Annotated in this window: 24 protein-coding genes; 18 read left to right on the forward strand and 6 right to left on the reverse strand. The window is 38.9% G+C overall.

All coding sequences use genetic code 11. The features are described 5' to 3' along the window. Positions 1 to 115 precede the first annotated feature (115 nt). From I6F42_RS05635 to I6F42_RS05650, 4 genes are all read left to right on the forward strand, one after another. Positions 116 to 592: a GreA/GreB family elongation factor gene (locus I6F42_RS05635; RefSeq protein WP_010555055.1), complete on the forward strand. Its 477-nt coding sequence runs from the start codon at positions 116 to 118 to the stop codon at positions 590 to 592. Between the two features lie 323 nt (positions 593 to 915). Beyond that, complete coding sequence (locus I6F42_RS05640; RefSeq protein ID WP_010555056.1) at positions 916 to 1,173, forward strand: type II toxin-antitoxin system Phd/YefM family antitoxin; 258 nt, start codon at positions 916 to 918, stop codon at positions 1,171 to 1,173. Continuing rightward, on the forward strand, positions 1,161 to 1,478 hold the full coding sequence (locus I6F42_RS05645) for a type II toxin-antitoxin system RelE/ParE family toxin (RefSeq protein ID WP_010555057.1): 318 nt from the start codon (positions 1,161 to 1,163) through the stop codon (positions 1,476 to 1,478). Before I6F42_RS05640 ends, I6F42_RS05645 begins: the two co-directional genes overlap by 13 nt. Positions 1,479 to 1,676: 198 nt before the next feature. Next, positions 1,677 to 1,886 (forward strand): zinc ribbon domain-containing protein, encoded by a 210-nt coding sequence (locus I6F42_RS05650; protein ID WP_007582647.1) that lies wholly within the window; start codon positions 1,677 to 1,679, stop codon positions 1,884 to 1,886. Positions 1,887 to 2,159: 273 nt separating this feature from the next. Here I6F42_RS05650 and I6F42_RS05655 read toward each other — a convergent pair whose 3' ends face one another. Then, positions 2,160 to 2,498, reverse strand: coding sequence for a zinc ribbon domain-containing protein YjdM (locus I6F42_RS05655; RefSeq protein ID WP_197151377.1), 339 nt, complete (start codon positions 2,496 to 2,498; stop codon positions 2,160 to 2,162). A gap of 293 nt (positions 2,499 to 2,791) precedes the next feature. On the opposite strand from I6F42_RS05655, the gene I6F42_RS05660 reads away from it, so the two are divergent. From I6F42_RS05660 to I6F42_RS05670, 3 genes are read left to right on the forward strand one after another with little or no spacing between them, the layout of a single operon-like run. Continuing rightward, positions 2,792 to 4,186: a RimK family protein gene (locus I6F42_RS05660; protein ID WP_169060176.1), complete on the forward strand. Its 1,395-nt coding sequence runs from the start codon at positions 2,792 to 2,794 to the stop codon at positions 4,184 to 4,186. Between the two features lie 4 nt (positions 4,187 to 4,190). Next, positions 4,191 to 5,303 carry a GNAT family N-acetyltransferase/peptidase C39 family protein gene (locus I6F42_RS05665; RefSeq protein WP_197151380.1) on the forward strand — a complete coding sequence of 371 codons (1,113 nt, stop codon included), beginning with the start codon at positions 4,191 to 4,193 and terminating at the stop codon, positions 5,301 to 5,303. Positions 5,304 to 5,311: 8 nt separating this feature from the next. Next, the gene (locus tag I6F42_RS05670; RefSeq protein WP_197151382.1) at positions 5,312 to 5,824 is read left to right on the forward strand and encodes an MgtC/SapB family protein; all 513 of its coding nucleotides are present in this window, start codon (positions 5,312 to 5,314) and stop codon (positions 5,822 to 5,824) included. Between the two features lie 176 nt (positions 5,825 to 6,000). On the opposite strand, the gene I6F42_RS05675 is transcribed toward I6F42_RS05670, so the two are convergent. Then, positions 6,001 to 7,227: an EAL domain-containing protein gene (locus tag I6F42_RS05675; RefSeq protein ID WP_197151383.1), complete on the reverse strand. Its 1,227-nt coding sequence runs from the start codon at positions 7,225 to 7,227 to the stop codon at positions 6,001 to 6,003. An 88-nt stretch (positions 7,228 to 7,315) separates the two neighbouring features. Continuing rightward, positions 7,316 to 8,326, reverse strand: coding sequence for a GlxA family transcriptional regulator (locus I6F42_RS05680; RefSeq protein ID WP_197151384.1), 1,011 nt, complete (start codon positions 8,324 to 8,326; stop codon positions 7,316 to 7,318). Between the two features lie 125 nt (positions 8,327 to 8,451). Here I6F42_RS05680 and I6F42_RS05685 point away from each other — a divergent pair, with 125 nt between their 5' ends. Next, complete coding sequence (locus I6F42_RS05685) at positions 8,452 to 10,359, forward strand: beta-ketoacyl synthase (RefSeq protein ID WP_197151385.1); 1,908 nt, start codon at positions 8,452 to 8,454, stop codon at positions 10,357 to 10,359. Between the two features lie 181 nt (positions 10,360 to 10,540). Then, positions 10,541 to 11,566, forward strand: a complete 1,026-nt coding sequence (locus tag I6F42_RS05690; RefSeq protein WP_197151386.1) for an energy transducer TonB — start codon at positions 10,541 to 10,543, stop codon at positions 11,564 to 11,566. 107 nt (positions 11,567 to 11,673) lie between these two features. Here the strand turns inward: I6F42_RS05690 and I6F42_RS05695 are convergent, their stop codons facing one another. Next, positions 11,674 to 12,090, reverse strand: coding sequence for an MgtC/SapB family protein (locus tag I6F42_RS05695; RefSeq protein ID WP_024590122.1), 417 nt, complete (start codon positions 12,088 to 12,090; stop codon positions 11,674 to 11,676). A gap of 213 nt (positions 12,091 to 12,303) precedes the next feature. On the opposite strand from I6F42_RS05695, the gene I6F42_RS05700 reads away from it, so the two are divergent. Beyond that, positions 12,304 to 13,821, forward strand: coding sequence for a BCCT family transporter (locus I6F42_RS05700; protein ID WP_308807875.1), 1,518 nt, complete (start codon positions 12,304 to 12,306; stop codon positions 13,819 to 13,821). 71 nt (positions 13,822 to 13,892) lie between these two features. Beyond that, positions 13,893 to 14,231 (forward strand): hypothetical protein, encoded by a 339-nt coding sequence (locus tag I6F42_RS05705; protein WP_197151388.1) that lies wholly within the window; start codon positions 13,893 to 13,895, stop codon positions 14,229 to 14,231. On the opposite strand, the gene fghA is transcribed toward I6F42_RS05705, so the two are convergent. Further along, complete coding sequence (gene fghA / locus I6F42_RS05710) at positions 14,185 to 15,027, reverse strand: S-formylglutathione hydrolase (RefSeq protein ID WP_121954832.1); 843 nt, start codon at positions 15,025 to 15,027, stop codon at positions 14,185 to 14,187. The two genes, I6F42_RS05705 and fghA, sit on opposite strands and share 47 nt — an antisense overlap. Before the next feature lie 72 nt (positions 15,028 to 15,099). Beyond that, a complete protein-coding gene (locus I6F42_RS05715) occupies positions 15,100 to 16,221 on the reverse strand; it encodes an S-(hydroxymethyl)glutathione dehydrogenase/class III alcohol dehydrogenase (RefSeq protein ID WP_007375333.1) in 1,122 nt (373 codons plus the stop codon). 134 nt (positions 16,222 to 16,355) lie between these two features. Here I6F42_RS05715 and I6F42_RS05720 point away from each other — a divergent pair, with 134 nt between their 5' ends. The 7 genes from I6F42_RS05720 (at position 16,356) to hflX (ending at position 24,383) form a co-directional block, all read left to right on the forward strand. Continuing rightward, positions 16,356 to 17,228, forward strand: a complete 873-nt coding sequence (locus I6F42_RS05720) for a LysR family transcriptional regulator (protein WP_169060182.1) — start codon at positions 16,356 to 16,358, stop codon at positions 17,226 to 17,228. A 147-nt stretch (positions 17,229 to 17,375) separates the two neighbouring features. Next, positions 17,376 to 18,593, forward strand: coding sequence for a lipoprotein-releasing ABC transporter permease subunit (locus tag I6F42_RS05725; RefSeq protein ID WP_165721537.1), 1,218 nt, complete (start codon positions 17,376 to 17,378; stop codon positions 18,591 to 18,593). Beyond that, entirely contained in the window at positions 18,586 to 19,284 is a 699-nt protein-coding gene (lolD, locus tag I6F42_RS05730; RefSeq protein WP_007375330.1) for a lipoprotein-releasing ABC transporter ATP-binding protein LolD, read from the forward strand. The genes I6F42_RS05725 and lolD overlap by 8 nt, the downstream gene beginning before the upstream one ends. Next, positions 19,274 to 20,518, forward strand: a complete 1,245-nt coding sequence (locus I6F42_RS05735; RefSeq protein ID WP_165735013.1) for a lipoprotein-releasing ABC transporter permease subunit — start codon at positions 19,274 to 19,276, stop codon at positions 20,516 to 20,518. The genes lolD and I6F42_RS05735 overlap by 11 nt, the downstream gene beginning before the upstream one ends. Before the next feature lie 117 nt (positions 20,519 to 20,635). Continuing rightward, a complete protein-coding gene (locus I6F42_RS05740) occupies positions 20,636 to 21,109 on the forward strand; it encodes a DUF1456 family protein (protein ID WP_002960721.1) in 474 nt (157 codons plus the stop codon). Between the two features lie 373 nt (positions 21,110 to 21,482). Continuing rightward, positions 21,483 to 22,835, forward strand: coding sequence for an NADP-specific glutamate dehydrogenase (gene gdhA / locus I6F42_RS05745; protein WP_007582676.1), 1,353 nt, complete (start codon positions 21,483 to 21,485; stop codon positions 22,833 to 22,835). Positions 22,836 to 23,033: 198 nt separating this feature from the next. Next, entirely contained in the window at positions 23,034 to 24,383 is a 1,350-nt protein-coding gene (gene hflX / locus I6F42_RS05750) for a GTPase HflX (protein ID WP_024592374.1), read from the forward strand. Positions 24,384 to 24,458: the final 75 nt, after the last annotated feature.

A 24,458-nucleotide genomic window follows, 5' to 3' on the forward strand; every position in this document is an offset into this window, starting at 1 on the left:
TTAAACCCGGCTAGTATTCCAACCAACCTTGCGGGGTTTAAAACAATGGTTTTAAGCCCCGCAAAAATGTTAAACTGGTAGCCTTATTTTTACTGCCTGTATTGTATTAATCCCCATGAATAAAACCCACGTTATCGAACATCTTCGTTTTGCGCTAGAAGCGCAGCTTACAACAGCTAAAGTAGCGGCAAAAACTGCGCACGACACCGCCACACATGAAGAAAACATAGCCGAAAATAAATACGATACTCTAGGGCTCGAAGCCGCTTATTTAGCACAAGGCCAAGCCCAGCGCGTAAACGATTGCTATAAAAGCATAGAATTGTTCGAACCTGCCTTTAATGAAAAACCAACCGACAAAATAGCTATCGGTTCGCTGGTATGTTTAGAAGATGATAACGCAGCCCAAAAATGGTTTTATTTAGGCCCTGCAGCTGGTGGTTTAACAGTAAACGTTAAAAAGCACGCAATTGCTGTTGTAACACCCGGCGCACCAATGGGTAAGCAGTTATTAAATAAACAGATTGATGATGAAATTACGTTAACAATTGCAGGTAAAGCCCACGAATATGTGGTGGTAGAGATCTTATAAAGCTTTGGTTTTTTAAGAGAACACCATCTGACAAAGCCATACCAACGTAATAATCGCTTATTTATATTCATAAATTAATTGTCGGATGGCATGGCTCCGCCATTTATCCAACCTACAGCTATGCTTTTATAGCGTAACGTGGTGTGTATTTCAATTTGTGCAAAGGCATATAATGAGAAGTACCTAATAGTTTAAAAGTGAGCAGGGTTGACGTTAGGTGCTTCCTTTTTAATTGATTTTAGTGGTTATACAGCCTCGTTAGTTATATTTTCCAAGTTGGCTACTCGGTGCTACTATAGTGATACATTTGTTTGGGGATTATTATGAGAGTAGAACTAGTAACAACATTGAAGCGTCAAGCAACGAAGATATTATCTGAACTTCATTCCTCTAAAGAACCTGTGTTGATAACTGAACATGGACAACCATCTGCATACTTAGTAGATGTTGATGATTATGAATTTATGCAAAAGCGTATGCAAATTCTTGAGTCTCTTGCAAAAGGAGAGCAGGCAATAAGTCGTGGTGAAACCATGTCGAATGTTGAAGCTAAAGATAAAATGAATAAATGGCTGAAATAATTTGGACTAATCCAGCTTTGGATGATCTTAACGATATCGCTGAATATATCGCATTAAGCAATTTGCAGTCAGCGAAAAAATTGGTTTCCAAAATATTTGAAAAAGTTGAACGTCTCAAACCCTTTCCTGAATCAGGTAAAAAACCAATTGAGTTAGCTAACCTAAATTATCTTGAACTGGTCGTGAATCCTTGTCGTATATTTTACAAAAAAGATAACAATAAAGTATATATTTTGCACGTAATGAGACAAGAGCGAGACTTACGAAAATTTTTGTTGCTAACGCAATATACAGCTAACAAGTAGGTAATCCCTGAGTGAAATTAGTATGACCCCCATACTAATTATTATAAAAAGCAATTATTAAAAAGCCATCCAAACATCTATCAAAATTCCAACCTAACCAATATAAGAACTAAATTATGGTTTTTTTATTAAAAAAATTGCTACACACGTTCCTTAAGTGTTTAATATACCGTACATAAATAATATGGAGGTTGAAATATGAGACATAACAATTGGTCTTGCTCTAAGTGTAATAATAACGAATTTGATACCGGTGAAATAAGAGTTTCGGGTGGCTTTTGGTCAAGAATTTTTGATGTTCAAAATAAAAAGTACACCGCTGTGACATGCAGTCGATGTAGTTTTACTGAATTTTATAAAGGTTCATCATCAACACTTGGTAACGTATTTGATTTCTTTACTGGGTAATCAAAGCTTAAAAAGCACTTTAACTGAAATGTAAACTGATCAGTTCAAGAGATACCTCCTCATTAAGGTGAGGAGGTTAAATGCTTAAACACACCTAAGCGATAATTCACCTTATTAAATGTAGGTGGACCTTTAGATATACACCAACTAATAGCAGTTAAACAAAATCTATTACACGCACTAATAATAAGCTTCAATAACAGACCATAAGGCTTGGATGAATTTATTTTTATGATTTTTCATCTAACATCCTTATATTTTAAATATCTAATTTTAGGTAGCTTTTTTCACAAACTTTGCTGTTACCATCATTTCGCCAATGCCTTCTACTTTACAATCAAGTTCGTGATCTTTTTTATCAAGCACTCTTTTAACTACCGCTTTGGTGCCAATTTTAATTACTTGCGAGCTGCCTTTAATTTTTAAATCTTTGGCTACTGTCACTTTGTCACCATCATTTAGCAAAGTGCCATTGGCATCTTTAACTAAAATTGCGTCTTCATCGCTTGTATTATTAGGGTTCCACTCATGGGCGCACTCGGGGCAAACAAGCAGTTGTTGGTCCTCGTAAACATATTCACATTGGCATTTTGGGCAAGCAGGCAGCGACATTTTTAACTCTCATAAGGTACTGTTTTGCGTATTTTAATCTGCGTTATTAGTTAATCAATATTTTTTATCTTCACGCTAAAAATATCTCGTTTGTGCGTTTTTAAAAAAGGGCATATAAAGCACATGTCGCTTAAGCAATTTAAGCGCTAACTCGTACAGTAGGTACCTGTTAAAGCACCCATCATATTAAGTGATTCGCGCAATGCCCACTTAGTACGATGGGTGTTTCTATTTATAATGCTTAGTATTTTACTAAGCATGCTTTTTATATTTTGACTTAACTAGGAAAAGTCGTGTTTAAAACCTTAATTGTGGTTGATAACAACGAGCAAACGCTTGCTCAATCGTTCGAAAATGTAATTACGTTTAATACCTACTTACGTGATTACCCAAAACATAACGAACCAAAAACACGCATTATTAATCTGTGCGACTCAAGCCAATACTTGAGCAAAGGTTACTATTGCTCGTTACTTGCAGAGGCGCGCAAGCACCAAGTTTTACCCAGTGTAAAAACCATTAATGCTCTTCGTAGTGGCCAAGCACCTATGTTAAATGTGGGCCAAATAGATGGCACACTTTACTTTGGCAATGCCCAAAATGATTTACAATCAAAAGCAGCAAAGTCGGTATTTAAACAATACCCAGCGCCTATTTTATTTGTTGATGAGCAAGGCTTATTGCAACAAGGCTCGATGTCGTCTTTAAGCGAGCAACAGTACAGCGAATTTGTAGCCAAGCTAGATAACTTTACTAAAACGCAGTGGCGTATTAGTTCGGTACAACGTCGTTTTAGATGGGACATGGCAATACTTGTTGATCATAACGAAAAAGTACCACCGAGTGATAAAGACGCCATTGCACGTTTTATTAAAGCAGCGGCTAAACATGGTATTAATGCACAAGCATTAAGCTTTGACGAAATTGATAACATTGCCCAGTTTGATGCGTTATTTATTCGCCAAACTACAGCGATTGACCATCCAACGTACCGCCTTGCAAGCAAAGCGCAAAGCCTGGGTTTAGTGGTTATTGACGATGCTGAGTCTATTTTACGTTGTTGTAATAAAGTGTATTTACACGATGCTTTTAATTATCAAAAAGTGCCAAGTTTAAAAACGGTTGTAGTGGCTGATCAAGCAAATGAAACGCTTGAGCAATTAGAAGAAGCGTTTACGTATCCGCTTGTTTTAAAAATGCCTGAAGGGTCGTTCTCAAAAGGTGTGTTTAAAGTTTCAAACCGTGATGAGCTTGCCGCTAAGCTTACAGAGCTGTTTGAATATAGCGCATTAGTGCTTGCACAAGAGTACATGTATACCGAATACGATTGGCGAGTGGGTGTGTTAAATGGCCGTGCAATTTATGCATGCCGCTATTTAATGGCGCGTAACCATTGGCAAATTTATAACCACGACGCTAAACGGTTTTTCTCTGGTGGCTTTGAAACCTTGCCAACCTTTGAGTTACCAAAAGCGGTATTAGATGCAGCATTAAAAGCATGTAAAACAGTGGGTAGGGGTTTATATGGCGTAGATGTTAAAGAGCATCAAGGCAAAGCATACGTGCTTGAAGTAAACGACAACCCAAGTATTGATCACAAAGTAGAAGACGGCTATTTAGGCGATGAGCTATACATGATCATTATGGATGAGTTTAAACAACGCTTAGAAGCACGAGGCCGTGGGTAATAACATGAGCAACCTTGTTATTCGAAAGGCGCTTGGCAGTGATTTAAACGCACTGATTGACGTTGAAAACGCCTGCTTTAATAACGATAAATTAAGCCCGCGTAGTTTAAAGCGCTGGCTAAGTGCAAAACACGGTATTTTACTCCTTGCTGAAGACGACGAGCAAATATGCGGCTATGGGCTAGTATGGTGCCATAAAGGGACTCGCTTAGCGCGTTTATATTCGCTTGCTGTTTTACCAACTATGCAAGGTAAAGGCATTGCAAAAGCACTGCTTACTAGTCTAGAAAAAGAAACGTGTGAGCGGGCTCGTATTTACCTTCGTTTAGAAGTGGCTGTAAATAACGAAGGTGCGATTGGGCTTTATAAAAGCTTAGGCTACAGAGTGTTTGGTCAATACAGCGATTATTACGACGACCACAGTGACGCACTACGAATGCAAAAAAACATTCGACAAACAAGTGAGTTAAAAGTGGCGCGTTTAACGCCGTGGTATCAGCAAACAACTGAGTTTACGTGCGGACCTGCTGCGCTACTAATGGCAATGGGGGCACTTGAGCCAGCTACTGAGCTTAGCCAATCACATGAGCTGGCACTTTGGCGTGAAGGTACCACCATTTTTATGACATCGGGTCATGGTGGTTGCCACCCGTTTGGTTTGGCACTTGCCGCTAATAAGCGTGGTTTTAAAAGCGAGGTAATGGTTAATACCACCGAGCCTTTGTTTTTAGATGGCGTACGCAACGAAAACAAAAAAGTGGTACTTGCCACCGTGCATCAACAATTTGTAGATGGTATTGCACAAGCAAATATACCGCTTACACATAAAGATGTAGAGCTTGAGCATATTGAGCAGTGGTTAAGTAAAGGCTTTAGTGTGCTGTTATTAATTAGCACATATAGTTTTGATGGTAAAAAATCACCACATTGGGTGTGTGTTACGCACCTTGATGAGCATTGCGTGTATGTTCACGATCCGTTTTGTGAGCCCGGTAACGATAAACAGCTCGCAATAGATTGCCAATATGTACCTATTGCACGAAGTGATTTTAGTAAAATGTCAGCATTTGGTAGCCAACGTTTAAGAACGGCGGTGGCTATAGCTAATAAAATATAAGGTTAACAGTGACTTTTTTAGATTTAATTGATGTAGCCCCGTATTCATGGGCAGCTATTGGTACTGCGGCTTTTTGCGGTGCTATTATTGGTATAGAGCGGCAATTGCGTGGTAAACCTGTAGGCATTCGTACCTCTGCGTTAATAACTTTGGGTACGTATTTGTTTTTATCCACTGCGTTTAATTTACAAGGGGATGTAATAGATCATTCTCGTGTAGTTGGGCAAATAATTACAGGTATTGGCTTTTTAGGGGCAGGCGTTATGCTCGCAAAAGATGGTGCGGTAGTTGGCGTTACTTCAGCTGCAACCATCTGGGTGCTCGCATCAATAGGCGTTATGATAGCCACTGAAAACTTAGGCCCTGCAATAAAGCTTTCAGTGCTGGTGGTGGGTATTTTATACGGTGTTGACGTACTTGAGGCTAAATTTAAAAGCTTAAGCAAAGGCGTACACACTAAAGTAAAAAACTATCAAAAGCGCTATTATCGAAAAGAATTTAACGACACAGAACGCCACTAAAAGTGGCGTTTTTATTATACCAACCTGCATAAATCTTTGATCAATTTATCGAATTAAATTTCACTATAACGTCGTTAAAAATTTTTTATTTAGAACAACTAGATACAAAAATTTTTGCCTAGTTCTAGCGTAATTTTCTTAACGTTAAATAGACCCCATATATAAGCAGATTGGTATTAGAGCGTAATTGTTTGATAGTGGATGGCATCTTCAATAGGAGCTGGGCGCCCAATAAAATAGCCTTGTACGTTATCAACGCCTAGTTTTCTGAGTGTGTTTAATTCATCTTGATTTTCTATACCCTCAGCTACAATTGAGCAATTAATAGCTTTAACAAATCCGCATAGTGCTTTAGCTAATAAAAACTTTCTACGGTCTGTGTTTATATTTTGAGTGAGGCTTATGTCTAACTTAATGATATCTGCCTCTAATTCTAAAATATGCTGAAAAGATGAAAATCCAGCACCTACATCATCGATAGCTAGCTTTACACCCCGGTTTCTTAATGGTCGAAGTGCGGTTCTCATAGCTTGGTAGTCTAAAATAGGTGAATGTTCAGTCACTTCTAAAATTATTCTATTACAATCGATGCTTTGTAATACTTTGTCTATTGAGCCTGATAAAATATGCTGAGGTGAAGTATTTATAGTGATATAAGCTTTTTCATCAAATTGATCTAAGTAACGTAATGTATTTTGTATAGCAAGTATTTCTAATGCTTCTCCTAAACCCAGTTTTTCAGCATCTTTAAACCAAATATCAGGTGTTTTATAGGGTTCAATAAAAAAGCGTGACAGAGACTCATAACCCGAAAGTTGATTGGTTGATAAATTAAATATGGGCTGAAAATAAATCGTAATATCGTTTGTTTTTATAATATTTTCAATAAGCGACTTTGACTCATTATTTAAAATGTCAGATTGAACCTTTTTTTCGATTAACTCAGTAGCTATTTCAGAAATCAGCCTAAGAAATGACAAATCTCTGTCGTTCAAGGTATTGTCTAATACGGTTTTATAACAGCAAAAAGTTCCATAAATTTTTCCGGTGGATAAGATAATGGGTACACCAATATAAGAGCCAATATTTAGCTTTTCTGTGACTGGCATGTTGCGGGTTATTGGATGCTCAAGAGTATTAGGGATTATTTGTTCTAGCTCGTTATCGGATATTTTTTTACAGTAAGTTTCGCAAATTGGATCTGAATTACCTTCTGATACGCAGGTATTTGTAGTTTGGTTATCTACCACTTTAAAAACGCGATCAGTATTGGTGAATTCTGAAATAAACGCGACTTCCATACTCAAATGTTTTCGTACAAGTGAAAGTAACTTTAATAACTTTGATTCAATAGAAGCATCGCTTTGTGGATCAAAAAGGTGCTTACTAAGTTTATCTCTCATGCAGTTACCTTGGTATAACGTAAATTATATTATTGATAAGAGTATAATTTATGTATAAAAAAATGCCAATTTAGAGTGTCGTCGCTGGTTATCCAAATAACTTTCGTCTAACTACTTTTCTATAACCACTAGGTGTTTGGCTTAATACTTTTTTAAACACGCGTGTTAAATGACCTTGGTCGTTATATCCCACTTCTAAAGCCACTTCTTGAATTGATAAATTTGATGATGCTAATAACTCTTTCGCACCTTCTACGCGTAATTGTTGCCAATACTCAATAGGGCTTTGATTAGTTGCGGCTCTAAAACGGCGGGTAAAAGTACGGTAGCTCAAGCTAAATTGGGCAGCGACTTCTTGCAGATTTAACTCGGTGGCTAAATTTGTTTTTAGCCAAAACTGAATTTGCGCAATTAGCTCGTCGGGGTGACGATCAACTGCACCCTCGAGATAGCGTTGATCTTCGTAGGGTTTACGTATTTCGTGCGAAAAGTTTCGCTCTACATGTTGAGCGGCGGCTTTTCCATAGTACTGACTAATAATATGTACGATCACATCTGCAAGGGCATTAAGGCTTGCTACGGTGTACATGCGTTCTGACTGGGTTATAAAAAAGTCGGGTTTTAAACGCACTAACGGGTAGTCTTGGCTAAATTGATTGGCGTAGTGCCAATGGGTTGTAGCAGGGTGCCCATCAAGTAAGCCAGCCTCAGCTAGTAAGCAGTTGCCAGTGCCTACACCAATTATATGACTGCCTGCGCTAAAGCTCTCGCTTAGCCAATCAACTACGTCTTGATTTGTACGCACTACAGGGCGTGGGTTTCGCCAAATACCAGGCACTATAATTAAATCGCTGTAGGGCGCATTAGTTGTTATGCAATCAGGATTTATAGCAAGGCCTGCGCGGGTGGGTATAAATTCAGCATTTTTAGCCACTAAATTTATAGCAAGCGGTCTAAAACTTTGCTTATCAATATGGCCTTTAGAAAAGGCCTCGCCTGCTCTTAACATCTCAATAGGCAGCGTTAAACTGGTAACTAATAAGTGCGGATAAACCGCTATAGCAATGTTTAATGGTGGATTAGTGTTTTTTTCAGTCATATAAATGCTCCGACCAGTACGTTTTGGCCTTTTGTGCTGAATATTTGGCTATTAAAGCACAATGTATAGTGCGTAATCCATTTAAACTGCCTGTTCTTCTAATAACACGTTTTTAAAGGTAAATTATGACAGCATTACCCGTTATAGTAGGCATGGGTGGCATTAACGCCGCTGGCCGTACTTCTTTTCATCAAGGTTATCGCCGTATCGTGTTAGATAGTTTAAATGCTCAAGATCGCAGTGAAACATTTTTAGGCCTCGCCACACTGATGAATCTAGTAAGTGTTGTAAACGGCCAATTACAAGATGCACAAGGTAATAATGTTGAGCAAAGCGACATAGAAGCACGCTTTGGTGAGCAAATTATTGCTGGTACGCTTATTCGTAAAATTGAAAAAGAACACTTTGATGCCGATGCCACACCGTGGCAGCAAAAAATGACGCTAAACGCATCAAGCGATAACGCAATTGTGTTTGAAACGCGCGCTCGCGACTTACCTACACCTGTTCCAGCTAGCTGGCAAGTTGAAGAACTTGAAGGCAAAAAAGTAAAAGTAACTATTGCAGCCGACTTAGATGTTAAGCATGACTCAACACGTGATAACCCGATTAAATCTGCAGGGCAATTTCCGACTGGGTTTGATCCGTCTGTTATGTATAACAGCCGCTATCAGCCTCGTGGTCTGCAAGCTACTATTTTTGCAGCTACCGATGCTATTAAATCAACAGGGCTTGATTGGCAGCATATTATGAATAGCGTAGAGCCAGATAAAATTGGTACCTATTCAGCATCGGTAATTGGCCAAATGGACGACAAAGGCCTAGGCGGTTTAGTAAAGGCGCGCCAACAAGGCGACCGTGTTAGTACTAAGCAGTTAGCACTGGGTTTAAATACAATGTCGACCGACTTTATTAACGCGTATGTTACGGGCAATGTAGGGACTACGTTTTCGACCTCGGGCGCCTGTGCTACGTTTTTATACAACTTACGTGCAGCGGTTAACGACATACAGGCAGGGCGTACACGCGTTGCGGTTGTCGCAAGTGTTGAATGTGCTATTACACCAGAAGTGATTGAAGGCTTTGGTAACATGAGCGCACTTGCAAATGTAGAAGGTTTGCGCCGTTTAGATAACTTATCAAGTGATGAAGAACCAGATTATCGTAAAAGTAGCCGACCATTTGGCGACAACTGCGGCTTTACATTAGGTGAAGGCGCACAAGTTGCTATTTTAATGGACGATGCCTTAGCCCTTGAACTAGGCGCTGACATAATGGGCTGCGTACCAGATGTATTTGTAAATGCAGATGGCATAAAAAAATCAATTACGTCACCAGGGCCTGGTAACTATATTACCATGGCTAAATCGGCTGCTTTAGCAACGAGCCTTTTAGGCAAAGAAGCCTTGCAAGAACGTAGCTTTATTTTAGCGCATGGCTCAAGTACACCGTTAAACCGCGTAACAGAGTCGTTGATATATCACAAAGTGGCACAAACGTTCGCTATTGATAATTGGAAAGTGACAGCGCCAAAAGCCTATGTTGGTCATACTATAGCTCCTGCAAGTGGCGACCAATTAGCGATAGCTTTAGGTGTATTTAGCCATAATATTATGCCGGGTATTACCACAATTGATAAAGTGGCTGATGATGTTTACACCGATCATCTTGATATTCGTAATAGCCATTACGAATGCGCCGATATGGATATTGCTTTTATAAATTCAAAAGGCTTTGGCGGTAACAATGCAACAGCTACCGTACTTTCACCAAAAGTAACAATGCAAATGCTCGCTAAGCGCCATGGCGATGAAGTTATGAGTAGTTACGCGCAGAAAAACGTGGCAATTAAAGCCGCGCAACAAACGTATCAAGCTCAAGCTGATTTAGGCCAATATGAGCTTATTTACCGCTTTGGCGACGGACTTATTGACGACAATGACATTGTAATAGACGAGCAAAGTATTCAGTTACCGGGCTTTGAAAAAGCAATTACGTTTAGCACAACAAATTCCTATCAAGATATGTTTTAAGCACACATACTTGCTAGCAAGGCGCTTTTTAAGCGCCTTTTTTAATGCCTCAAATATATTTACCTATTAAGTTTTTTCTAAGTAAAGCTCATTAAATGAACTAACCTTTTGTGTTTACACTTGCTTTTATGTTGATCGTTTGTTTCTATTATATAAACACTATCTAGGATGGATAAAACTGATGAAAAAACTCATATTAGCGCTTTCTTTAACTTGTACTTTTACTCAACTCTCTGTTTTTGCTGACGACTTTATTCCTGCAGAAGTAATTAATAAAAACTACGATCAGCTCACTAATACTTCTTCGCGCGCTTCGAGGTTAGAGGGGATTAATTTGAGCAGTTACGTGGTTGATAAAAGCGGGCAGGTTAGTAATATAGAAATTGTAGCTACGGTTGGGCAAAAAAAGTACCAAAGAGAAGTAATGGATTACGTGTCTAAGCTCAACTACAAAAGTGCAAAATTAAATGGTGAGACTATACCTGTAGCAAAAACCATTACTGTAAGTTCGCAAAATTTACATATTAATTTTTCAAACGATAAAGCGTCTCGCGGCTTTTTTAATGATTATGAGCAAGCTAGTAAATTAATCGACGAAAAGAAATACGATGAAGCTAAAAGCCGTATCGATGAATTAGAAAATGAACATACAAAAAATACGGTTGAGATTGTTTTGCTTGCATGGCTTAAAAGCCAGCACAGTTATTTTGTGCAAGACTGGAAGAGCTTTGATCAGCATATCTACGAAGCGTTTTTATTTAGGGATAATCTACCAGATCAAATTCAAAAACGTGTGATTAAAAACGCTTTACAGTGGTTTATATCAAAACAAGATTATGTACGTGCTTATGATGCAATAGATGCACTAGGCAATATTGAATCCATAACCTTTACAGAGCAAAACAAGGAACAGTTGTTAACTCAAGTGAACGATATTTATAAAAACTCGGGAGATATTAAGCAACAATTTAGTTTAGCTTCAGAACAAGCTGTAATGCCTATGATGTCGAAGTCTGAAGTTAAATTAGAATCAGAATTACCACTGAGCAAAGTGCAACTTAGATGCGAAAACAAAGTCGTTGACTATGACACTAATACAATTGATAAAATTGTTATTTCGAAAAATGATTTGCGTTGTGGATTATTAATAAAAAGCGCTCAAGCACAAACAATTACACTTAAGCAAAGCGGTGAAAGCTTTTTATAAAAATTGTAACTCCCCACATATAAATTATGGGGAGTTATTGCATTAATAAGTTTTGGCTATTCAAATAATGCATTGGAATTTTGCTGCAATACTTATTAAAAAAACTGTTACTTAAACTTTTTTACATACCTAAGCGTTATAAAATTAATAATGGCAAGTAAAATGGCTATTTCGTAACGGCTGTAGGCTACAGCTATACCAATTAAGCCCATATTCCAAATACTGGCTGCGGTTGCTGTGCCGGAGGTTGATTTGTTATTTTTCAAAATTGCGCCACCGCCAATAAAACCAATACCAGTAATGATGCCTTGCAACATTTTTGATTGAGCTTCTGCGCCATCTAAAACCGACATAGCAATTAATGCATACCCACACGATGCAACAGCAACAAGAGGAAAGGTACGAAGGCCTGCGCCATCATTACTACGCTCTCTGTCGTAAGCCATGGGTAGTGCAAGTAGGTATGCAATACCTAAGTGTATTAAGTTATCGATGATTTCATTCCACTGTAAATCAATTTCCATTATTGAACCTGTGCTGGTTAACTTTGTTAATAATAAGCAAACAGTAAGCCATGGCATAAATGACTATTAATCAATGAGTTATTGTTAATGCCTGTATTTAACAAGAATTATTGAGGAAACTTTTACATGTTTTTATTACTATTTTACGCAATAGTTAATTTGATCTGAGTTTTAAAGCCCCGTATTCTTTTATCCAGACTAAAAGACACCTATGTGAATCTCTTGCCTTTAAATAAAACATTAAGCACACCCACTAAGCTTGAAAAAACAGCCTTACTATTTTGCGTTGGGTTATCTGTTATTGCTTTTTTATTTCCTGAATTACTCACAGAGCACTTACAACCCGCTATTAATAAAATTTTAGGTTATTTAGGGTCGCCATTTTTTATATTGGTAAACTTGTTACTTTTTTCTGTGATAGCTATTGCTATAAGCCCATTAGGGCAACGAAAAATAGGAGGAACGCAAGCACTTGTTGAGTTTAGTACCTTTGGTTGGCTTTCTATGTTGTTTGCAGCAGGAATGGGCTCAGGACTTATATTTTGGGGAGTAGCAGAGCCTGCACTACACACAGTTAACTCGCCTTTAAAGCAAAGCTTGTATCCCAACCACCAAACAAGTGGTTTGGCACTTACACTAGTTAATTGGGGCGCGCATGCATGGGCGCTCTATGCAGTATTTGGCTTGGTATTAGGTGGGCTTACTCGCAATAGTGGTACAGCGGGCGATATTAGTGCTCCTGTGATCAGTGCAACTAAAGGCGTTATTAATCGGGCTTGGCAGTTACAGTTGAGCTTTAGCATTAAATTAATTGCCATACTTGCAATATTTTTTGGTGTCGTGGGCACAATTGCTAATTCAACTTTATTACTGCGTAAAGGGCTCGAGCTTGAGCTAGGGGTTGAGTCTGCTTTATTTTCGGGGTTTATTATTATTTTTTTAATTGCGCTGCTTTATACTATTTCTGCAAAGTTGGGGCTTAAAAAAGGAATTCAAACTCTTAGTAAATTTAATGTGTTTTTAGCATTTGCACTTATAGCATGGCTATTAATTTTTGTGCCTATACAGCCAATTATAGATATAGCAATAGGCGGTACATGGGATTACATTCAGCTCATAACCACAGGTACATGGCAGTTTGAAAGCGTACTTAATGACCCTGCATGGGCAACAGGTTGGACATACAATTACTATTTTTGGTGGTTAGCTTGGGGTCCGTTTGTTGGTGTGTTTTTGGCAAAAATTAGCCAAGGACGGCCGGTTTGGCAATACATATTAGGTGTCGTATTTGTACCAACCTTTGTGACTATTATATGGTTTAGTGTGTTTTCGGGCTCTGCAATTGCGTGGGATCAAACTCACAATGCAGGCATTTTAGCGGCTATTAAAGCCGATTATACGCAAGGGCTGTTTGTATTTTTCGAGCAATTAGGCTGGCAAGGCGGTCTATTAATTTGGTCAAGTTTATTGCTTCTACTCATTTTTGTAGCCACATCAGCAGACTCTGCTGTTTTGGTTATTCGCCAATTAAGTGGTGCAAGTGAAGCTCAAACATGGAGCTTGTATGCTTGGTCGTTTGCACTAGGTTTATGCGCTTTTGTTTTGTTAGTACAAAACAATGAACCATTAAACAGAAGCGTTGCGATTATTGGAGCGCTTCCTTTTTTAATTATATTTATATTGCAATTAATTGGTTTTATTAAAGAGTTCATACGTGAATTTAAGCACTAAGGCTTACATTTTTTTACAATGCTATTTTTAAATTGTATATAATTTAGGTAATTATATTGGTGGGGTTAATAATGCGTACTTTATTGATTATTCTATTTTCAAATGTATTAATTGGTTGCGCTGCTGCGGGTATAATTTTAGATGGGGCAGCGCGCTCTCAACCTAGCCCAGTAAATGCGGGGCCTGTTGTAAAAGATAAAGAGGGCTTTAGCTTTACTAAACTCGGTGTTGAGGCCGATATGGCTATAGTTGAATTTATTAAAGGTAAGGGCAATAACAATACGGTACAAGTATGCAGGCAAGTGAGTAAAGTATTGAAAGAGTGTGTAGAGTTAGAAAAGTCATCCCTACACACTAATGAGCCTATGCAGTTAAAAACTGATGATGAAATAATAAGTGTTGGTCAATAAAGCTGCTTATAAAAAAGTAGCTATGATCGTAGCCTGCTTGCATTTCAAGTGTAAGCGGGTAGCCTTTTTTATCAGCAATAGCGACTAAGTTTTCTGGCTTAAGTTGCTCTTGTAAAAAGCCATCAGCATCACCTTGACTCACTAACATGGGTAAGTAATGAGCTTGCTCTGCGTTTTTCATCAACTCGCAGCTATCATATTGTGCCCAAAGCGCCTTATCATTTCCTAAATAGCCAGTAAATGCTTTTACACCCCAAGGGCATTCAATCGGATTTACAATAGGGCTAAAAGCCGAGGCACTTACAAACGCAGTCGGGTTTTTAAGTGCAACCATTAATGCACCGTGCCCGCCCATAGAGTGACCACTAATTGCTTTTGTGCTTGTAATCGGAAAATGTTGTTCAATAAGTGCTGGTAATTCACTAACAACATAATCGTACATATTAAAATGAGTGTTGTAAGGAGCTTGCGTGGCATTTACGTAAAAGCCTGCGCCTTGTGCAAAGTCGTAACTGTCTTCATTGGGTACGTTTTCGCCGCGCGGGCTAGTGTCAGGCGCTACAATAGCAATACCCAGCTCAGCTGCTTTTTTAAATGCGCCGGCTTTTTGCATAAAATTTTCGTCTGTACAGGTTAAACCTGATAGCCAATAAAGTACCGGTACTTTGTTTGTCTCACTTGCGCCAGGTGGTAAAAATACGGCAAAGCGCATAGTGCTATGTGTACTTTGCGAGCTGTGAGTATATTGTTTATGCCAACCGCCAGACACTTTTACACTTGAGATATTTTCTAACATACTTAATCCTTAAAAGCCGTAAACTTAAAAGTATTACGGCTTATTAATAAGCTATTTTACGAATGCAGTTTATTAGTAATGAATGACTGTACGAATACTTTTGCCTTCGTGCATTAAGTCAAACGCTTCATTAATATCTTCAAGGCCCATTGTATGAGTAATAAAGTCGCTAAGAGCAAATTCACCCGCCATGTAACGCTCAACAATTTCAGGAAGTTGTGAACGGCCCTTAACACCACCAAATGCGCTACCACGCCATACACGCCCAGTTACCAGTTGAAACGGACGGGTTGATATTTCTTGGCCAGCACCCGCCACACCAATAATTACCGATTCTCCCCAACCTTTATGGCAACACTCAAGTGCTGAGCGCATTACGTCAACATTACCGATACATTCAAACGAGTAGTCAACGCCGCCGTCTGTCATTTCAACAATAACCTCTTGAATTGGCTTGTCGAAATCTTTTGGGTTAATTAAATCAGTTGCACCTAGTTTTGTAGCTAAATCGAATTTAGTGGTGTTTATATCAACACCAATAATACGACCCGCACCAGCCATTTTTGCGCCAATAATCGCAGACAAACCAATACCGCCTAAGCCGAATATAGCAACAGTGTCGCCAGGCTTTACTTTAGCAGTGTTGGTAACTGCGCCCATGCCTGTTGTTACACCACAGCCTAGTAAGCAAATCTCTTCTAGTGATGCTTCTTTATTTACTTTAGCGAGTGAGATTTCTGGCAATACAGTGTACTCAGAGAACGTTGATGTACCCATGTAGTGATAAATTGGTTGGCCGTCTTTAAAAAATCGTGTAGTGCCGTCTGGCATTAGGCCTTTACCTTGTGTTTCGCGCACGGCTGAACACAGGTTAGTTTTACCTGAAGTACACATTTTACATACGCCACATTCTGCAGTGTATAAAGGAATAACATGATCCCCAACTTCAACACTCGTTACGCCTTCGCCAACAGCATAGACAACACCAGCCCCTTCGTGACCTAAAATAGCAGGAAATATGCCTTCAGGATCTTGGCCTGATAATGTAAATGCATCGGTATGACACACACCTGTAGCGGTAATTTTTACCATTACTTCGCCTTTTTTAGGCATCATCACATCAACTTCTTCAACACTAAGTGGTTGATTAGGACCCCAAGCAATGGCAGCTTTTGATTTAATAAATTCAGACATGTGTTTTATTTCCTTTAACTGGCTATTAAAAAATAATTGTAGACCCAATTTGCTTGGGTGATGGGGTTATTGTATTTGTTTCTCAAATAATGATAATCTCAATTTTATTAAAACACTTTTACAGTATGGTAATAATGTCGCGTTGGAATGGAATAGATGAGTTTATAGCTGTAGGGGAGGAGGGCAGCTTTACTGCGGCTGCAAAAACGCTTGGGCTTTCGGTTGCGCATATTAGCCGCCATGTTACGGCGCTTGAGCAACGTTTAAATACCCAGCTTTTAACCCGTACTACTCGTAAAGTGGTTTTAACTAAAGAAGGCGAAGTGTATTTACATCAAATAAAGCACTTACAACATGCTATGGATGAGGCAACTCAAGGTCTTGCCACGCACCAAACTACACCAAAGGGTAAAATTAAGCTCACAGCCCCTGTTATGTATGGGGAAACGTTCATTATGCCTATAGTGCATAATTTTATGAAGGATCATCCCGAGGTCGAAGTTGTTGCCACACTAAGTAACGAGCAAGAAAACTTATTAGAAGGAGGATTTGATTTAGCAATAAGGCTTGGGCATTTAAAAGATTCGAGCTTAAAAGCGCGTAGGTTAAGTGCGCGGCGTTTTATTATGTGCGCGGCACCACAGTATTTAACGCGATTTGGTGAGCCGCATACTTTAGGCGAGCTAAACAGCCATGAATGTTTAATTGGGAATAGTAGCTACTGGCGCGTAAACGAAAATGGGCGCGATAAACACATTAAAATAGCGGGGCGGCTACAGTGTAATAGTGGTTGGGCGCTGGTGGATGGCGCAAAAAAGGGGCTCGGTATTGTACAACTCCCAGACTACTACATTGAAAACGAAATTAACTCAGGGCAATTGGTGCCTATTTTAACACCCTATCAACCACAGCAAGAAGGAGTATGGGGCGTGTATCCGCCAAGGCAGTTTGTGGCCACTAATGTACGGGTATTGCTCGATTATTTAGTTAAAGGGCTGAAAACTTAACCGCGAATTAATGGTTAAACACGTATTGCTGTAAATATAGCCAAGTATCAGATTTTTAAATTATTTCTTACATTTTACGCCATACCCAAAGGCACTTTTTTCGTGCTACTATTGCTCAATACTTTTACGATAAGTGTTAAAAATAATATGTTTCAACCGGTTAGCTTATTTATAGGGCTTAGATATAGTCGCTCCTCTAAAGGAAATGCGTTTATATCGTTTATTTCGTTTTTTTCTATTGCCGGTATCGCTATTGGTTTAATGGCATTATTTACGGTAAGCAGTGTAATGAACGGGTTTGAAAATAGCCTAAAAACCAATATGCTTGGACTTATTCCGCATGTTGAAGTTAGCGCAGGTAAAAACACTGCCACCCAAATGAACACCCTAAAAACCGACCTCGAACAATCTCCTTATGTTGATCATGTAAGCTTATATCGCCACGGTGAAGCTATTTTGCAAACGAATAAAGACTTGCACGGCGTTTTATTACAAGGCCTTTATAACGATAGTGGTTCTTTGTATAGAATTACCGATAAAATAGTGCAAGGCGATTGGAAAACTGTATTAAACAAAAATTACAACATTGCTATAAGCCGTTATTTGAGTCGTAAATTAGGCGTTAGCGTGGGTGATAAGCTTCGCGTTATTATGCCTAATGCTTCAACGTATACACCACTTGGGCGAGTACCCAGCCAGCGTTTATTTAAAGTTGCCGCAATATACGAAACCGGATCTGAGATAGATATGGCGCTTGCGTTTACGAGTGGCGCTTCACTACAACGGGTGTTAAAGCTGGATAAAAACACTGCCCCAAATTTAAGTGTTTCATTGCACGAACCTTTCGAACTAGATGAGTTTATTGAAGCAAGCCAGCGTATTTTACAAGATCATAATTATAGTGATTGGCGCAGTACCCAAGGTACTCTATTTGCAGCCGTTGCTATGGAAAAGCGCATTATGTCTATGTTGCTTGCCCTCATTGTATTGGTGGCTGTATTTAATATTGTATCGGCATTAACCATGATGGTAAGCGAAAAACAAGGTGAAGTAGCCATACTACAAACGTTAGGTTTAACACCTTCGCAAGTGCAAAAAGTGTTTATGGTGCAAGGCCTATATAACGGCGTAATTGGTACCGCAATAGGCGCATTTTTAGGTGTAATATTTAGTTTATATATAAATGAGCTACTTGCATTAGTGGGCTTAAACTTACTGGCGGGTATAGAGCTTCCGGTAAAATTTGATATTTTGAGTTTAGTAATAATAGCGTTTGCCAGTATTGCTATGAGCTTTTTAGCTACCTTATATCCTGCGCGTAAAGCCGCAAAAGTAAAACCAGCAGAGGTATTACGTTATGAATGATTTAGTAATTAGTTGTGAAAATTTAAGTAAGGTTTATCAAGATGGCAGCAACCAAGTTGAAGTATTAAAAGGCGTTGATTTAGCGCTTCAGCAAGGTGAAATGCTCGCTATTGTGGGGAGTTCTGGCTCTGGTAAAAGTACGCTTTTACACATACTTGGCACATTAGATACCGCAAGCTCAGGTAGCGCTAAAATTAAAAACCAAGAAGTTGCAAAACTTTCGCGAACAGAGCAAGCCGCATTTAGAAACCAAAATTTGGGCTTTATCTATCAATTTCATCACTTATTAATGGAGTTTAGCGCAGTTGAAAACGTGGCTATGCCATTATTAATTAAAGGCCTGAGTGCAAAAGAAGCCAAAGCTCAAGCGCTCGATATGCTCGAAAAAGTCGGCCTTGCACATCGCAGCTCGCATAAACCGTCTGCGCTTTCTGGTGGAGAGCGCCAGCGCGTGGCCATTGCCCGCGCACTGGTTACTAAACCTGCGCTTGTGCTTGCTGATGAACCAACCGGTAATTTAGATAAACAAAATGCGATTAAAATTTACGATTTAATTAATGAGCTTAACCAAAGCTTAAACACGAGTTTTGTGGTAGTTACACACGATTTAGAACTTGCCGATAAGCTAGGCAAAATAGCTTATTTAGACGATGGAAAATTAGCTATTAAAGAGTCGCAGCATGTTGCTTAGTGCATTTTTAAGTAAACGTTTTAGAGCCTATTCAGGACACAAAGATGAAAAAAACGGCTTTGTTAGTTTTATCGCTAAAGCGTCGACTATTGGTATTTTATTAGGTGTCGCGGTTTTAATTGTGGCGCTGTCGGTAATTAATGGTTTTGAGCAGCAACTAGTACATAGATTGCTAAGTGTTGTGCCGCAGGTTGAATATGTAGCACCAAGTAGACCCATCGCGAATTGGTCGCAAAAAGTTGAGGATTTACAAACACAACCGCATGTAACAGGGGCTGCGCCATTTATTGCAGTGAATGGGATGGCGCAATATAAAAGCCAGCTAAAAGCGATAGAAATTCGAGGTGTTGAGCCATCGCTCGAGAGTAATGTATCGGCGGTAAATCAATTTACCAGTGGTAAATTAGTGAGTCAGTTAGGCCTTGATGATGTAATTTTAGGTAAGCAAATAGTAAAACAGTTAGATGCAAAAGTAGGCGACAACATTACGTTACTTATTCCGCAAATAGGCCAAAAAGGTCAGTCATTATTAGCGCCTAAACGCGTAACACTTAACCTTGCAGGTGTTATAGAAATGGGCGGCCCCATTGATAGTACCGCTGCGTTTATACATCTTAATAAAGCTCAGCAAACATTGGGTTACGATGAAACTCAAGTAACAGGGCTGCGGTTAAGTGTTGATGATGTGTTTACGGCGCACCAAATAGCGCTAAAAGTGGGCCAAACTATTGACGACTACGTGTATGTTTCCAGTTGGTTTAGAACCCAAGGCAGCCTTTATCAAGATATTCAAATGGTACGTACCATTGTTTATATTGTGGTGTTTTTAATTATAGCGGTAGCCAGTTTTAATATTGTGTCCTCTTTAGTGATGGAAGTACGCGAAAAACAAGGCAATATCGCAATTTTAAAAACCATGGGCGCGAAAGACAGTACTATTTTAGCCACCTTTGTAATGCAAGGCTTAATGCAAGCATTTGTAGGCGTGGCACTAGGAACACTAATTGGTGTGGTATTAGCGCTTAATATAAGTGAACTTTTTACGTGGATAAGCCAATTATTTGGAGCTAATCCACTTGAGGGCGTTTATTTTATAGAGTTTTTACCAAGTAAATTAGTACTTGAAGACATTGGTATTACAGTGATTGTTACGTTTGTGCTTGCGATACTTGCCACTATTTATCCTGCATGGCAAGCAACGCGCGTAGATCCTGCCAAGGTGCTTGGTAACTAGGTATAAGAAGCTCAGATAAAAATTAATAGGGTGGTATTAGTAAACCTGTTAAACTAGGTGCTTATTTAAAATTAAGCAATAACTGCTTGGTTGCTATACCTCACTTTGGGATTTACTTTGACTAATAACGATATTTTACGCCGCATTCGCTACACTTTTAACTTAACTGATACTGCTATGGTCAATGTTTTTGCATCAGCAGAGCATACGGTCACCAAAGAGCAAGTAATTGCATGGTTAACTAAAGAAGGTGAAGAGGCTTTTACCCCAATAAGTGATACTGAGTTTGCTAGCTTTTTAAATGGGTTTATTAATACCCAACGTGGCAAACGCGAAGGTGAGCAACCAGAGCCTGAGAAAAAGCTAAACAACAATATTATCTTTATGAAGCTACGTATTGCTTTAAATATGAAAGCAGAAGATGTTATAGCAACACTTGCACTTGTTGATTTTGATTTAAGTAAACATGAGTTAAGCGCATTTTCTCGAAAAGTAGATAACAAACATTACCGTGTTTGTAACGATCAAATATTACGTTTGTTTTTAACTGGCGTACAAAAGCAGCACCGTCCAGAAGAGTCTGCTGAGTAACTGGTTTTAGCTAATTAGTTTTTAGTTAGTGGGTTTTTTGCGAGCGCAATGCAGTATAAAACCCATTAATTGTTATATTTTTAAACAAACCCACACCTAACCTAATACTTCTAAAATTCCCTTTTGAAAATATAAAAACTCACTTGGCACTGTTTTAATTTTAAATCTGTGAATTTAAATTCATCTTTAATAAATAAAAATTAAGCTTCCAATCAAAAATAATTCACGTAGCTCGCGTTAAATATCTCAATTTTTCATGCTAAGGTAATAGTTAATTATATTAAATTAAGACCTTAAAGCATGAATCATAAACTTGATCACGTTTACTTTAACATCTGATAAATACTTTTATTATTAACACGGAAGAATAATTATGAATTATATCCATAGCACAATCGCACAATTAAAAAATAGTAGTCCTGCACAATGCGAGTTTTATCAAGCTGTTGAAGAAGTACTTGAATCACTCGAACCTATCTTAGAAAACTCAGAAAAATACAAAAAAAATGCAATTATACAACGCTTAGTTGAGCCCGAACGCCAAATTATGTTTAGAGTTCCCTGGGTTGATGACGAAGGCAATATTCAGGTAAATAAAGGCTACAGAATTGAGTTTAACTCTGCACTTGGCCCCTATAAAGGTGGCTTACGTTTTCACCCAAGTGTGAATGCCAGCATAATTAAATTTTTAGGGTTTGAGCAAATATTTAAAAATGCTTTAACAGGTTTACCGATCGGTGGTGGTAAAGGCGGGGCAAACTTTGATCCAAAAGGGCGCTCAGATGCTGAAATAATGCGTTTTTGCCAATCATTTATGAGCGAGCTCTATCGCCATATTGGCCCTACAACCGACGTACCCGCTGGAGATATTGGAGTAGGGGCAAGAGAAATAGGTTACTTGTTTGGTCAATATAAGCGTTTGACTGGGCGCTATGAAGGTGTTTTAACAGGTAAAAGCTTATTGTGGGGTGGATCGCTTGTACGAAAAGAAGCCACGGGATACGGCGCTGTTTATTTTGCTGACTATATGCTGCAAGCGCGTGGCGATAGCCTACAAGGTAAGCGCTGCTTGGTCTCGGGCGCAGGTAATGTGGCTATTTATGCCATGGAAAAGCTTTATCAAATGGGGGCAACACCAGTAAGTTGCAGCGACTCTCGTGGCACTGTGTATCATGAGTCGGGTATAGATTTAAATCTTATTAAATGTTTAAAAGAGCAATCGCGTGATTGCTTGAGTGTATATAAACAAACTCACCCCGATGCTATTTATATTTCTGTAAATGACTACCCTAAAGATGGGCACGCTGTTTGGCGCTTTAATGCCGACGCTGCTTTTCCGTGCGCCACACAAAATGAATTAACACAGGCAGACGCTAACGCATTATTATCCGGCGGTTGTTTATTAGTAAGTGAAGGCGCAAACATGCCTTCAACAAAAGAGGCTATTGATTGCTTTATTGCTGCAAAAATTGCGTATGGGCCAGGTAAGGCCGCCAATGCTGGCGGCGTTGCAACAAGCCAATTAGAAATGGCGCAAAATGCGAGTATGCAAAGTTGGACCTTTGAAGAAGTTGACGAAAAGCTAAAACAAATTATGAAAAATATATTTGTTACCGCTAACGATACCGCTACAGAATTTGGTGAGCCTGGAAACCTTTTATTAGGCGCTAACATTGCAGGCTTTAGGCGTGTTGCAGATGCAATGATTGAGCAGGGCGTCGTTTAATATTAAAGCTGAAAAATAAGGCTTTAATATAATGTGATTTTAAAACTAGCCATAAAATTGAGTATATTATGGTTAGTTTTAAATATTAACGTTATTAGTGAACTATAACCCTATAAAGCTGGGCTATAACAGCGTAGGATCAAGTTACTTTCGAATGAAAATTAGGTTTGCACTTTAGGTGCATTAAGACAAAAAATTATGCAACTAACTGCAAAACCATCACTTCCTAATGCGTTACTTATTTCTATTAGTACACCACAATTTAAAGGTGACGAAGCAACAGAGTCGCTTGCAGAGCTTGCTCGTTTGGTGACTACGTTAGGATTTAAAGTAGTAGGTACGCAATCGCAAAAGCAAAGCTCAACTCAAAAAGTTAATGTACTGGGCTCAGGTAAACTAGCTGAAATAGCACACCTTACCGGCAATAAAGGGATGGTTGAAAACGAGCAAGAAGATGATTTACTTGATGAAGACCCTTTAACCGAAATATCCTCAGAAATTCCATCAGACGAACTTGATTTTGCATGTGCCGATGTAGTGGTATTTGACTGCGATTTAACGCCTTCTCAACTGCGTAATGTTGAGAACCAGCTTGGTGTAGAAGTATTTGATCGCACCGGTATTATCATTGAAATATTTAGCCGTCATGCGCGTACTAAAACTGCAAAACTACAAGTTGAAATTGCTCGCCTTAATTATGTAGCGCCACGGCTTCGTGAAACATCAACAGGTGATAAAGAACGCCAAATGGGTAAAGGTGCGGGTGAAACCACACTTGAGCTAAATCGCCGTAAGGTGCGCGATCAATTAGCAGAATTAAAGCGTGAGCTTGTTAGTGTTCAAGATGTAATGATGGACAGACGTACGCAGCGCTCTGAGCTATTTTCAGTGGCCTTAATTGGTTACACCAATGCGGGCAAGTCATCAATGATGCGCGCAATTACAGGTAGTGATGTAGAAGGCGAAAATAAACTCTTTGCAACGCTAGATACCACTGTTCGGGCGCTGTATCCGATTACCCAGCCTCGTATATTGGTTTCAGATACGGTTGGTTTTATTAAAAAATTACCTCATGATTTGGTTGCTTCATTTCATTCAACGCTCGCTGAGGCACATGATGCGTCGTTATTGTTGTATGTTGTAGATGCTTCAGATCCTTCTTTTCGCTCACAACTTGAAGTAGTACATAAAGTACTGGCAGAAGTTGGGGTAGAAGGTAGCAAAAAATTATTAGTACTGAATAAGTCAGACCAATTAAGTACTGAGCAGCAGCAGTCGCTAATGGATGAATTTCCTGATGCGATGATGACCTCTACGCGTAATCCAGATGATATTAGTAAATTGCACAAATACATTATTGGCATTGCTCAAGAGGACATGATTGAAGAAGAGATTGTTATACCGTACACAGCCAAAGGTATCGTGGGCGAAATCCGATCGAGTATGAGTGTTGTTAAAGAAGAATATGAATACAGCCACATTAAATTAACAGTGCGCTCGAGTGCGATTGATTTAGAACGTTTAAAAAAGAGAATGTTAGATTTATAATAAATTTAGTATACAAAAAGCACAGCCAATTGGCTGTAATGCCGATCATTTAAGAATTAGTTAATAGCACTTGAA

This window comes from Pseudoalteromonas sp. SWYJZ12 (assembly GCF_015864395.1).
Lineage (GTDB): Bacteria > Pseudomonadota > Gammaproteobacteria > Enterobacterales > Alteromonadaceae > Pseudoalteromonas > Pseudoalteromonas arctica.

Excerpts from the sequence above, each read along its gene's own strand:
- I6F42_RS05635 (WP_010555055.1), top strand. The coding sequence starts at position 116 with ATGAATAAAACCCACGTTATCGAACATCTTCGTTTTGCGCTAGAAGCG.
- I6F42_RS05640 (WP_010555056.1), top strand. The coding sequence starts at position 916 with ATGAGAGTAGAACTAGTAACAACATTGAAGCGTCAAGCAACGAAGATA.
- I6F42_RS05645 (WP_010555057.1), top strand. The coding sequence starts at position 1,161 with ATGGCTGAAATAATTTGGACTAATCCAGCTTTGGATGATCTTAACGAT.
- I6F42_RS05650 (WP_007582647.1), top strand. The coding sequence starts at position 1,677 with ATGAGACATAACAATTGGTCTTGCTCTAAGTGTAATAATAACGAATTT.
- I6F42_RS05655 (WP_197151377.1), bottom strand. The coding sequence starts at position 2,498 with ATGTCGCTGCCTGCTTGCCCAAAATGCCAATGTGAATATGTTTACGAG.
- I6F42_RS05665 (WP_197151380.1), top strand. The coding sequence starts at position 4,191 with ATGAGCAACCTTGTTATTCGAAAGGCGCTTGGCAGTGATTTAAACGCA.
- I6F42_RS05675 (WP_197151383.1), bottom strand. The coding sequence starts at position 7,227 with ATGAGAGATAAACTTAGTAAGCACCTTTTTGATCCACAAAGCGATGCT.
- I6F42_RS05680 (WP_197151384.1), bottom strand. The coding sequence starts at position 8,326 with ATGACTGAAAAAAACACTAATCCACCATTAAACATTGCTATAGCGGTT.
- I6F42_RS05685 (WP_197151385.1), top strand. The coding sequence starts at position 8,452 with ATGACAGCATTACCCGTTATAGTAGGCATGGGTGGCATTAACGCCGCT.
- I6F42_RS05690 (WP_197151386.1), top strand. The coding sequence starts at position 10,541 with ATGAAAAAACTCATATTAGCGCTTTCTTTAACTTGTACTTTTACTCAA.
- I6F42_RS05695 (WP_024590122.1), bottom strand. The coding sequence starts at position 12,090 with ATGGAAATTGATTTACAGTGGAATGAAATCATCGATAACTTAATACAC.
- I6F42_RS05705 (WP_197151388.1), top strand. The coding sequence starts at position 13,893 with ATGCGTACTTTATTGATTATTCTATTTTCAAATGTATTAATTGGTTGC.
- fghA (WP_121954832.1), bottom strand. The coding sequence starts at position 15,027 with ATGTTAGAAAATATCTCAAGTGTAAAAGTGTCTGGCGGTTGGCATAAA.
- I6F42_RS05715 (WP_007375333.1), bottom strand. The coding sequence starts at position 16,221 with ATGTCTGAATTTATTAAATCAAAAGCTGCCATTGCTTGGGGTCCTAAT.
- I6F42_RS05720 (WP_169060182.1), top strand. The coding sequence starts at position 16,356 with ATGTCGCGTTGGAATGGAATAGATGAGTTTATAGCTGTAGGGGAGGAG.
- I6F42_RS05725 (WP_165721537.1), top strand. The coding sequence starts at position 17,376 with ATGTTTCAACCGGTTAGCTTATTTATAGGGCTTAGATATAGTCGCTCC.
- lolD (WP_007375330.1), top strand. The coding sequence starts at position 18,586 with ATGAATGATTTAGTAATTAGTTGTGAAAATTTAAGTAAGGTTTATCAA.
- I6F42_RS05735 (WP_165735013.1), top strand. The coding sequence starts at position 19,274 with ATGTTGCTTAGTGCATTTTTAAGTAAACGTTTTAGAGCCTATTCAGGA.
- gdhA (WP_007582676.1), top strand. The coding sequence starts at position 21,483 with ATGAATTATATCCATAGCACAATCGCACAATTAAAAAATAGTAGTCCT.
- hflX (WP_024592374.1), top strand. The coding sequence starts at position 23,034 with ATGCAACTAACTGCAAAACCATCACTTCCTAATGCGTTACTTATTTCT.